This is a genomic window from Achromobacter sp. SX5 (assembly GCF_056711425.1).
Map to the genome: position 1 here is coordinate 4,479,578 of NZ_CM160041.1, position 10,738 is coordinate 4,490,315.

Below are 10,738 nucleotides of genomic sequence, written 5' to 3' on the forward strand. Positions count from 1 at the left end.
CTAACCCTGATGAAACTGACCAAGCCCCTATTCATGCGACTTTCAGCCCTGCCCCTAATTTTTTGAGGCATTTCGGAGCCCTGTTTTTGGCGCGAGCTACGTTGCCGCGCAGCCGCGATCCGGCGCGGCCGGCCGGCACGAACCTTTCAGCCGCGATCGGTTTGGCGGCTGCAATCCATATGCCGATCCGTTTCCGTCCCCCGGCTTTCAATAACATTGTTATCAATAAAAATCGCCGCTATGATCGAACGCATCGACAACCGGTTCCCGCGCCATGCCCTCCACTTCCCCCCGCAGCGGCCGTAGCGAAAGCCTGAACGCGCTGCGCCGCCAGCTCATCCTCGACGCCGCCCAGCGCGTGTTCGAACGCGACGGGCTGGAGAAGACCACGATCCGCGCCATCGCCAACGAGGCCGGCTGCACCACCGGCGCCATCTACCCCTGGTTCGCGGGCAAGGAAACCATTTACGGTGCGCTGCTGGAAGCCTCGCTGCAGCGCCTGCACGCCCACCTGAGCGAAGCCGCGGCCACGGGCGAGGCGCGCACGGCCGCGCGCCGGGCGATCCACGCCTTCTATGGCTACTACGCCGAGCGCCGCACCGATTTCTCCCTGGGCATGTACCTGTTCCAGGGCCTGGGCCCGCGCGGACTGGGCCGCGAGATGGACGAACGCCTCAACGCCCGGCTGCGGCAATGCGTGGACCTGCTGGGATTGGCCCTGGCCCGCACCAAGTCCTGGGACGCCGCCGTGGTCGAGGTCGAACAGATGAATCTCTTCACTTACCTGATGGGCCTGCTCCTGCTGCAGCACACCCACCGCCTGAAATCCCTGGGCCAGCGCGCCGACGCGCTGCTGGACAGCTATTGCAACGCCCTGGAGCAACGATGACCGCAACCGACCTGGACACCCGCGCCGAGGCCCCGCTCATCAGCCTGGCCGACTTCCACATCCTGCTGGCCGACCAGCATCCGTTCTCCATGCTGCTCGGCATCGACGTGATCAGCATCGGCTACGGCACCGCGCGCGCCGTGCTGCCGGCGCGCGACGCCCACCAGCGGCTGGGCGGCATCGTGGCCGGTCCCATGCTGATGGGCCTGGCCGACCTGACCATGTATGCGGCGGTGGTGGGCGCCACCGGGCAGGCGCACGCCGTCACCGCCAGCCTGACCATCAATTTCCTGCGCAAGAGTCCCGCCGGCGCGATCTACGCCGACGCCCGCCTGCTCAAGGTCGGGCGGCTGTCGGCCGGCGAAGTGATACTGACGGGCGAAGACTCGGACGAGCCCCTGGCCCATATCGTCAGCACCTGGTCGGTGCCCAGGCCATGAACCCGCCCGCCAGCCTGCGCGTCAGCATCGTCGGCATGGGCAGGACCGGCACGCGGGCCGCGCGCCGCCTGCTGGCGGCCGAACCGGACATCGCGCTGACCCTCTACGACATCGAGCCCGACCGCTGCGAGGATTTCCGCGGCAGCGCCACGCTGGCCACCTCCGCGCGCGAGGCCCTGGCCGAGTCCGACACCATCGTGCTGGCCCTGCCGCGCGAGCGCGAGATCGACCGCACCCTGGAACGTTTCAGCGACGGCCACGTCACCGCGCCGGTGGCCGGCAAGCTGATCGTGGACCTGGAGCCGCCCTCGGCCGAACGCGCGCGCCGGCTGGACCAGGCGATCGTGGAGGCCGGCGGGCGCTATATCTGCGCGCCGCTGCCCGGCGCCGCGGCCCCCGGCAGCGCCGAGGCCCGCCTGCTGCTGGCGCTGGCGTTCAGCGCCAGCGCTGCGCCGCCGCCACGCACAGCGCCAGCCAGCCGAAGCTGACCGCGAAGCCGGCGAATACGTCGCTGGCGAAATGGACCTGCAGCAGGATGCGGCTGAGCCCCACCGCCATGACCAGCGCCGCCATGATCGCGACCGCCGGCAGCCGCCAGGCCGGCGGCGCCAGCCGCCACACCAGGTAGCAGGCCGTGCCGTAGACCGCCATCGCCGCCGAGGCGTGGCCGCTGGGGAAACTCCAGCCCGACACGTTGATGTAGCCGTAGCCGTGCTCGGGGCGCACGCGCTCGAAGCTGTGCTTGAGCATCCAGTTGAGCGCGCCGCCCGCGGCGGTGGCGACCGCGCAGAACAGGGCCAGCCGCCACTGCCGGTTCCACAGCAGGCCCAGCGTCATCAGCACGCTCACCACTGTCAGGAAATTCCGGTCGCCCAGGTAGGTGAACCAGGACAGCAGCCAGAGCAGCCACATCGACATGGACAGGCTCAGGGCGCCGGCCAGCGCCTCGTCGAACGCCACCACGGCGCCCTGCTGCCCGACGGCGTAGGCGAAGACCAGGAACAGGGCGAACGAAGCGCCGGCGGCCGCCGCGAAACACGGCGCGCGGCCGCGGCACGGCAGCTGCTGCCAGCCGCGCGCGGCCAGCATCGCCGCCGCGCCGCTCAGAAGCGGCAGCGCGATGAACAATAGCAAGGCATGGGACGCGACCCACGCCGCATAGACGTTGGTCATTTGCAAGCGTCCACGAGGAGATTTCCGCCGCCGGCCACGCTACAGCGCGACCAGCGTCTTGTCGACCGGTGCGAAAGCATGGGTCCCGGCGGCGTAGTCCCAACGCTCGACCCGGCAGCCGCCGTCGGCGTCGCGCTCGATCACGTTCACGGAATTGGGAATGCTGCCGCGCACGCGGTGCGAGCAGGCGGTGCCGGCCTGCACGATCCAGCCCCCGCCCCCCGCCTCGGGGCGCAGCGGCAGCACATAAGGCAGATGGATGTGGCCGCCCAGCACCAGGTCCACCCCGGCCTCGCCCCAGGCCTGCAGTGCGCGCTCGCGCCCGATCAGCAGGTTGGACAGGTCGGACTCGACCTTGGCGCGCACCGGGTGGTGCGCCACCACCACCCGCAGCTGGCCCGGCCGGGCCTGGCGCAGGCGCTGGGCCACGCGGGCGATCTGGCCGCCGGAGATTTCGCCGTCCTTGTGGCGGCGCGGGCGCGTCGTGTTCAGGCCGATGGCCAGCAGGCCGTCGCTTTCGTAGACCGGTTCGAGCACCGCGCCCAGGGCGCGCTTGTAGTTGCCGTAGGGGTTGAGCGCGCGCGCCAACACGTTGAAAAGCGGGATGTCATGGTTGCCCGGCACGGCCAGCACCGGCAGCGACAGGCGCTCGATGAACTTGCGGGCGGCGGCGAACTGGCCGCGCCGCGCGCGCTGCGTGATGTCGCCGCTCAGCACCACCAGGTCGGGCGCAAGGCTGCGGGCCAGGTCCAGCACGGCCTCGACGACCGGCTTGCGTTCAGTGCCGAAGTGCGTATCGGAAAGATGCAGGATGCGCGTCATGAACGGTCCAGGTATTGCGGGTCCGTGGGCACCACCAGCGGCAGCCGCTCGGGGGCCACCTTGAATTCCAGCGGCGTGTCCATCCAGGAGATCTCGCCGTCCATCGCCACCTTGACCCGCCGCCGTCCGCGCACGCCCACCGACAGCCGGTCGAAGGCGAAGTTGACGACGTGCTCGGCGTCGCCCAGCCGGCTGGCCAGGCCGCGCAGCAGCAGGCCGTACAGCGCCAGGGTGCCGACCGGCCGCGCCGCCATGGCGATCAGGCGTCCGCGTTCGAGTTCCTCGGCCGGAATCCCGATGTGTTCGAGCTGCAGCGGATTGTTGCCGACCACCAGGGTGGGAGAGCGCAGGCTGCGCGCCTTGCCCTCGTAGTCCAGCGTCAGGCTCAGCTGGCGCGGCGCGCGCAGCAGCGTGACCATGCCGGACCACAGGGCCACCAGCCGGCTGCGGCCGTACTTCTGCTTGTAGGCTTCGCGGTCTTCGAGCAGTTGCGGATACAGGCCCAGGCTGGCGTTGACCAGGAACAGCCGGCCGTTGAGCAGGCCGACCTGCACCGGCTGGATCCGGCCTTGCAGGAACCCGCGCAGCGCCGTTTCCGTATCCTGGGAAATGCCGTAGCTGCGGCCGAAGTAATTGAAGGTGCCCTGGGGCAGGATGCCGAAGGGCACGCCCTGGCCCAGCACGGCGCCGGCCACGGCGCTGAGCGTGCCGTCGCCGCCGGCGGCGATCACCACGCCCTGCTCCTGCCGGGCGCGCCGCAGCGCCTCGCGGGCCTGTTCGGCCAAACGGGACGGGTCCTGCACGGGCATCAGTTCGTAGCGCCGTCCGGCCGCATCGAGCATGCCGCGGATGGTGTCCTGCAGCGCTTGCGCGTCGCCGCGCCCCGATCCGGTGTTGAGGACGATGAAGAGCGGCTCTTGTCCCGTCAGGGACCGGGCCCCCGCCGCGGGGCTCTGCTGGGATGGCGTCATGGGTAAAACATACCCCATGGCGGCGACGCGCCGCAACAAAGCCCCTGGCCGATCAGCGGCCGATCGCGTAGGCCTGCATGAGGCGCGGCGTGGCGGCCGCGTGCAGCAGGCCGTCGGCGTCGCGCGAGGCGGCCGTCAGGCGCCCCACCGACCATTGCGGCACCTCTTCGATCCGGTGGCCGCGCTGGCGCAGCGCCTCGATCACCTCGGCGCCGAAACCGGCCTCCAGCGCCAGGTGCCCCGGCTTGCGGTCGCGCGGATAGAAGGAAGTGGGGAAATGCATGGTGTGCGACATGGGCAGGTCGATCGCTTCCTGCAGGTTCAGCCCGTGGTGGACGTGGCGCAGGAAGAACAGCAGCTGCCATTGCTCCTGCTGGTCGCCGCCGGGCGTGCCGAAGGCCAGGTAAGGCTTGCCTTCGCGCAGCGCCAGCGAGGGCGTGAGCGTGGTGCGCGGCCGCTTGCCCGGGGCCAGCGTGCCCGGCAGCCCCGCTTCCAGCCAGAACATCTGGGCGCGCGTGTTCAGGCCGAAGCCCAGTTCGGGAATGACCGGCGAGGACTGGAACCAGCCGCCCGACGGCGTGGCCGAGATCATGTTGCCCCAGCGGTCGATCACGTCCACGTGCGTGGTGTCGCCACGCCTGGCCGAGGCGCGCATGTCGGCCAGCGTGGGCTCGTTGGTGGCGCTGCCGGGCGCCGTGACCGGCGACAGGCGCGCGAGCGTCTCCATGACGCGCGCCACCTGCGCCTCGTAGCCGGGCACGATGCCGGGCAGCAGTTCGTGCGAGGCCGCGGCGCCGATCAGCGCGCGGCGTTCGTCGTTGTAGGCGTCCGACAGCAGATGCGCCAGCGGCACGTCGACGAATGCCGGATCGCCGTAATACGCCTCGCGGTCGGCGAAGGCCAGCTTCATGGCCTCGGTCAGCCGGTGCACGAACTCGGCGCTGTTCGGCCCGGCGGCCCCCAGATCCATGTGCTTGAGCAGCGCCAAGGTCTGCAGGAACACCGGCCCCTGGCTCCAGGCGCCGGCCTTGGCCACGGTATAGCCGTGGTAATCGTAGGTGACCGGCGTGTCGTAGCCGGCCGACCAGCCCGCCAGGTCGTCGGCCGTGATGACGCCGCGATGCGGCACGCCGCTCTCGTCCATGACCTCGTTGCCGCGCGCGTAGCGGTCGATCGCCTCGGCCACGAAGCCGCGGTAGAACGCGTCGCGCGCCGCCTCGATCTGCCGGTCGCGGTCTCCGCCCGCGCTTTCGGCCTGCTGCAGCACCCGGGTCCAGGTGCGGGCCAGCGCCGGGTTGCGGAACAGCTTGCGGGCCTGCGGTACCTGGCCGCCCGGCACGTAGACCTGGGCCGTGGTCGGCCAGTGGGTCTCGAAAAAGTCCTTGAGCCCGGCGATGGTGTTGGAGATGCGCGGCATCAGCGCGTGGCCGTGCTCGGCGTAATAAATGGCCGGTTCCAGCACGTCGCGCACGCACATGGTGCCGTGGTCCCGCAGCAGCTGCATCCAGGCGTCGAACGCGCCCGGAATGACCGTGGCCAGCAGGCCGTTGCCGGGAATCAGCGCCAGGCCTTCGGCGCGGTAGCGCTCCAGCGTGGCCGCCGCCGGCGTGGCGCCCTGCCCGCACAGCACCTCGACGCGGCCGGTGCGGGCCGAATAGAACACGGCGGGCACTTCGCCGGCCGGCCCCACCAGGTGGGGCTCGACCACCTGCAGCACGAAGGCCGAGGCGACGCAAGCGTCGAACGCATTGCCGCCGCGTTCCAGCAGCGACATGCCGGCCGCGCTGGCCAGCCAGTGAGTGGATGTCACGACACCGAAGGTGCCGAGGATTTCCGGACGCGTGGTGAACATGGGGGCACCTGGGCTGATTTACTTTTTGGCGAGGCTCACGCCCTTCAGGCGGATCAGGCCATCGGGATACGGCACGAAGCCATCGAGCTTCTTCTGCACGCCGAAGGTCCACGGCAGGTAGAAGAGGTAGACGATGGGACGCTGGTCCTGCATGGCGGCCAGCACCTGGTCGTACAGGGCGCGGCGCTTGGCCTCGTCGGACTCGGCGCGGGCGTCGTTGAGCAGCTTGTCCACGGCGGGATCGCAGAACTTGCCGTCGTTCAGGTTGCCCTTGCAGCTCACGTACTGATGGATGTTGCCGCTGGGATCGACCCGGCCGGACCAGCCGCTCTGGCCCACTTCGAAGTCGCCGCGCGCCAGCGAAGACTGCAGCGACGCGAATTCCACCGGGCGCAGCGTGATATCGAAACCCGCTTCGGCGCCCATGGCCTGCACCAGTTCGAACACCTGCTGCATGGTGGTGTTGTTGCCGTAGGTGATCTCGAACTTGACGCGGTCGTAGCCGGCCTGCTTGAGCAGCGCCTGGGCCTTCTGCGGGTCGCGGCCCGTGTGCTCGGACGCCTTGTCGTAGGCGAAGCTGGCGGGCGGGAACGGCTGGTAGGCGGGCTGGAACATGCCTTCGCCGACCACCTGGTTGAGCACGTCGCGGTCGATCGCGAGGTCCAGCGCCTGGCGCACGCGCTTGTCCTTGGCCAGCGGGTTGTCGGCGCGCGCGCCGTTGCCCAGGTTGACCGAGATCGCCTGGAAGCCCAGGCCGGTGACCGGCGCGAGCCGCAGGTTCTTGTCGTCCTTCACCGCCTTGGCGTCGCTGGGCGCGACGCGCTCGATGATGTCCAGGTCGCCGGCGCGCAGGTTGTTCAGGCGCACCGTGGTGTCGGGAATCGGCGTGTAGACCAGGCGGTCGAAGTGATAGTTGGCCGCGTCCCAGTGCTTGGGAAATTTCTCCAGCACGATGCGGTCGTTCTGCACGCGCTCCTTGAACTGGTACGGACCGGAACACACCGGCTTGCCGCCCGGGTCCTTGTCGAAGCTGGCCGGCGACATCATCATGCCGGCGCGGTCCGACAGCTGCGACAACAGCGACGCGTCGGGCTCGGACAGCTTGAGCACCACGGTCCCGGCGTCCGGCGCCTCGACGCTGGCGACCGTGGCCAGCTCGCTCTTGCGGTTGCTGTCGGGCTGGGTGCGGGCGCGGTCCAGGTTGGCCTTGACCGCGGCGGCGTCTATCGGCGTGCCGTCATGGAACACGGCGTCCGTGCGCAGCTTGAAGGTCAGGGTCTTGCCGTCGTCGGCCACCGTCCAGGACTGCGCGAGCTGCGGCACGATCTTCAGGTCCGGCGTGATGTCCACCAGCTTGTCGCACAGCGAGGCGAACACGATGCGGCCGACGAAGGTGCGGGCGCGCACCGGATCGAGCACGTCCGGGTCGTCCTGCAGGCCGATACGCAGGGTGGACTGGGCCTGGGCCCATCCGCTGGCCAGCATTCCGGCCATGGCCATGGCGAGGCAAAGTTTACGCATGCTTGTCTCCGTCTATATAGGGTTCGATTCTGCGCCAGGCGCGCGGGGATTGTATAGAGCGGCGGACGCCCCTCACGCCCGGGGCGCCGGCGGCGGCCGCCATGCGGACGCTTCAGGGAATCCGGCAGGGCGCGGCGAAGTCCACGCAGGCCTGGACCTGCTCGCGCAGGCTGGCCACCAGCGGACGCGCGTCGTCGCGCCGGTATTGAAACGCGTAGGGCAAGGCCGCCAGCGCCGGCTCGCAGTCCAGCACGCGCAGGCTGCCTTCGTCCTGCAGCTTGCGGGCCCAATGGCTGGGCAGCAGCCCCACGCCGGTGCCTTCGATCAGCAGGCCGACCACCGCCCCCCAGTTGTTGCAGCACAGGCGTTCGCCGCCGGCGTCGCGGCCGGCGAGCCAGTCGTCGATGATGCGCGTGGTGCCGGCCCCGGCCGGCAGCGTGACCAGCGGCAGGCGCGCCAGCAGTTCGGGCGACATGCGCGTGGCGCCGTCGAGCGCGGCCGGCGCCGCGGTCCAGCAGAACTCGGCCTGGCCGATGGGCGCGGAGGCGATGCCGGGCCGCGACGAACGGCCGGCGATCACGGCGAAATCCAGTTCGCCGTCGGCCACGCGCTGCTCCAGCACCTGGCCGATGTCCACATAGGGTTCGAGCACCAGCTCCGGGTAGGCGCTGCGCACGCCCCGGATCAGGCGCGGCAGCCAGGTCAGCGCGCTCAGTTCGCCCACGCCGAAGCGGCAGCGTCCGCGCAGGCCCGGGCTTTGCGCCAGCGAGGCGCGCACCCGCTCGGCCGCGGCCAGCAGTTCGCCGGCCTGCGGCAACAGGCGCTGGCCGGCGTCGGTCAGCACCGCCTTGTGGCCGCTGCGGTCGAACAGCGGCTGGCCCAGCGCCTGTTCGAGTTCGGCGATGCGCTTGGACAGCGACGACACCGACAGATGCAGGCGCTCGGCCGCCACGGCGAAACTTGCGCAGGTGGCGGCCCAGTAGAAGGCTTCGAGTTGCTTGAGGGTCATGCCCGGATTGTAGAGGCGCGCAGCGCCCGGGCGACCCGTGGAATCACGCGGTTTTGGGCGTCAGCAGGTGCGCGGAGAACCGGAGGGTGTCGATGGCGGCGCGGAGCATGCGCTCGACGCGCGGCCACATATCGCCCTTGAGGCGATCGGACCAACAGATGCTGTCGAACACCCCGTCGACCAGGGCGTGCAGGTACAGATTGGACAGGCGCACATCCAACGCGCGCGGCAGGTCCTCGCGCCTGACGGCGGCGCGCAGCAGTTTCTCCGAGGTGCGCAGCGCATGGCGCTCCCACAGGTCGCGGCGGCGCAGCAGCGGCGCGTTCTCGTCGCTGCGCTCGCATTTCAGGTACAGGATTTCCAGCACGCGCTGCACCGATCCTTCCTGCGCGTAGATCTGGATGTACTGCCGCATGGAGGCGTAAAGCGATTCCAGGGCCTCGCCCTCGGTCGACACCTGGGTGAGCGGCGCCGCCTCGCCGAGCGCGCGGTCGCACATGGCGATACAGACGTCGATCTTGTTCTTGTAGTGGCCGTAGACGGCGCCCCGGGACACGCCCGCGTGGTCGGCAATGTCGCTCATGGTGGTGGCGGCCACCCCTTTGGACAGGAACACGTGCTCGGCCGCATCCAGGATGCGGTCGCGGGTGCGTTGGGACTCTTCTTTCGTCTTGCGGGCCATGCGGGGACCTCCTTCTCAAAAAACGGGGTGCAAAAAAAAGGCGGCCTCGAAGCCGCCTTTTTGGACACTGTGAACATGTGTGAAGCGAAGAGCATACTTCCGAACAAAATAATTAATCAAGCGTGACGGATTAAATGATAGACTCGCTTCCCCACCCGGGAAAGTTGGCGCCTTTCCCCACGTAAGCCCCGCCGCGGGCCCATCAAGACAATTTCAAAAATGAAGCAAAAAGTCTCCCTACGCACGCTCGCCCTATCTTCCGTATTAATTCTTATTACCGGGTGCTCGAAGCCCGAAACCCCGCAAGCCGCCGACGCCCCGGCCGAGATCGGCGTCATCGTCGCCCGGGCCACGCCCACCAGCGTCGCCACCGAACTGCCGGGCCGCCTGGAGCCCTACCGCGAAGCGGAAGTGCGCGCGCGCGTGGCCGGCATCGTGACCGCCCGCCTGTACGAGGAAGGCCAGGACGTGGCGCGCGGCGCCGCGCTGTTCCAGATCGATCCCGCGCCGCTGCAGGCCGCCTACGACTCCGAAGCGGCGAACCTGGCGCGCGCCCAGGCCAACCTGTCCGCCGCCGCCGACAAGCTGCGGCGCTACGCCGACCTGGTGTCGGACCGCGCCATCAGCGAACGCGACCACGCCGAAAGCGTGGCGCAGGAACGCCAGGCCCGCGCCGAAGTCGCCCTGGCCCGCGCCAACCTGCAAAGCGCCAGGCTCAAGCTGGACTATGCGCGCGTCACCTCGCCCATCGACGGCCGCGCGCGGCGCGCGCTGGTGACCGAGGGCGCGCTGGTGGGCGAAGGCCAGGCCACGCCGCTGACGGTGGTGCAGCAGATCGACCCCATCTACGTGAACTTCGCGCAGCCGGCCGCCGAGGTGATGCAGCTGCAGAAGCAGATCCGCGCGGGCGCGCTGGAGGGCGTGGCGCCGGAACAGGTGCGGGTGCGGCTGCTGCTGCCCGACGGCACCGAGTACGGCCGCGGCGGCGCGCTGTCCTTCGCCGACCTGGCGGTGGACCCGGGCACGGACAACGTCACGATGCGGGCCGTGTTCGAAAACCCGAACCGCGAACTGCTGCCCGGCATGTACGTGCGGGTGCGGCTGGAACAGGCGATCAACCGCGACACCTACCTGGTGCCGCGCAACGCCCTGCTGCGCAACGCCGACGGCGCGCACGTGCTGGCCGCCGGGCCGGACGGGGAACTGCAGAAAATCGCCGTCACCGCGCAGCGGCTGCAAGGCCCGAACTGGGTCGTCACGCAGGGACTGGCGGGCGGCGAGCGCATCGTCGTCGAGAACGCCGCGCAACTGGCGGCGGGACAGAAAATCAAGCCGGTGGAACGGGCAGCCGCGCCCGCATCCGGCCACCAAGGATAAAC

General features: G+C 69.8%; 11 protein-coding genes. 4 read left to right on the top strand and 7 right to left on the bottom strand.

Translation table 11 applies throughout. From position 1 onward, the window contains the following. Positions 1 to 274 precede the first annotated feature (274 nt). From AC1M14_RS20930 to AC1M14_RS20940, 3 genes are read left to right on the top strand one after another with little or no spacing between them, the layout of a single operon-like run. Positions 275 to 889 (top strand): TetR/AcrR family transcriptional regulator, encoded by a 615-nt coding sequence (locus tag AC1M14_RS20930; protein ID WP_111826554.1) that lies wholly within the window; start codon positions 275 to 277, stop codon positions 887 to 889. Then, positions 886 to 1,329 (top strand): PaaI family thioesterase, encoded by a 444-nt coding sequence (locus AC1M14_RS20935; RefSeq protein WP_479730374.1) that lies wholly within the window; start codon positions 886 to 888, stop codon positions 1,327 to 1,329. Before AC1M14_RS20930 ends, AC1M14_RS20935 begins: the two co-directional genes overlap by 4 nt. Then, the gene (locus AC1M14_RS20940) at positions 1,326 to 1,817 is read left to right on the top strand and encodes an NAD(P)-binding domain-containing protein (RefSeq protein WP_111826552.1); all 492 of its coding nucleotides are present in this window, start codon (positions 1,326 to 1,328) and stop codon (positions 1,815 to 1,817) included. The genes AC1M14_RS20935 and AC1M14_RS20940 overlap by 4 nt, the downstream gene beginning before the upstream one ends. On the opposite strand, the gene AC1M14_RS20945 is transcribed toward AC1M14_RS20940, so the two are convergent. From AC1M14_RS20945 to axyZ, 7 genes are all read right to left on the bottom strand, one after another. Further along, positions 1,765 to 2,502 (bottom strand): phosphatase PAP2 family protein, encoded by a 738-nt coding sequence (locus AC1M14_RS20945; RefSeq protein ID WP_111826551.1) that lies wholly within the window; start codon positions 2,500 to 2,502, stop codon positions 1,765 to 1,767. The genes AC1M14_RS20940 and AC1M14_RS20945 overlap by 53 nt on opposite strands. Before the next feature lie 39 nt (positions 2,503 to 2,541). Beyond that, a complete protein-coding gene (locus AC1M14_RS20950; RefSeq protein WP_111826550.1) occupies positions 2,542 to 3,324 on the bottom strand; it encodes a metallophosphoesterase family protein in 783 nt (260 codons plus the stop codon). Next, positions 3,321 to 4,295, bottom strand: coding sequence for a diacylglycerol/lipid kinase family protein (locus AC1M14_RS20955; RefSeq protein WP_479730375.1), 975 nt, complete (start codon positions 4,293 to 4,295; stop codon positions 3,321 to 3,323). The genes AC1M14_RS20950 and AC1M14_RS20955 overlap by 4 nt, the downstream gene beginning before the upstream one ends. 52 nt (positions 4,296 to 4,347) lie before the next feature. Further along, positions 4,348 to 6,147 (bottom strand): gamma-glutamyltransferase family protein, encoded by a 1,800-nt coding sequence (locus AC1M14_RS20960; RefSeq protein WP_479730376.1) that lies wholly within the window; start codon positions 6,145 to 6,147, stop codon positions 4,348 to 4,350. 18 nt (positions 6,148 to 6,165) lie between these two features. Beyond that, complete coding sequence (locus tag AC1M14_RS20965) at positions 6,166 to 7,668, bottom strand: ABC transporter substrate-binding protein (RefSeq protein ID WP_479730377.1); 1,503 nt, start codon at positions 7,666 to 7,668, stop codon at positions 6,166 to 6,168. 112 nt (positions 7,669 to 7,780) lie between these two features. After that, positions 7,781 to 8,677, bottom strand: coding sequence for a LysR family transcriptional regulator (locus AC1M14_RS20970; protein ID WP_209165034.1), 897 nt, complete (start codon positions 8,675 to 8,677; stop codon positions 7,781 to 7,783). Between the two features lie 43 nt (positions 8,678 to 8,720). Next, positions 8,721 to 9,359, bottom strand: coding sequence for a multidrug efflux transcriptional repressor AxyZ (gene axyZ / locus AC1M14_RS20975; protein WP_111826545.1), 639 nt, complete (start codon positions 9,357 to 9,359; stop codon positions 8,721 to 8,723). A gap of 219 nt (positions 9,360 to 9,578) precedes the next feature. Here axyZ and AC1M14_RS20980 point away from each other — a divergent pair, with 219 nt between their 5' ends. Beyond that, positions 9,579 to 10,736 (top strand): MexX/AxyX family multidrug efflux RND transporter periplasmic adaptor subunit, encoded by a 1,158-nt coding sequence (locus tag AC1M14_RS20980; RefSeq protein ID WP_102774341.1) that lies wholly within the window; start codon positions 9,579 to 9,581, stop codon positions 10,734 to 10,736. Positions 10,737 to 10,738 lie beyond the last annotated feature (2 nt).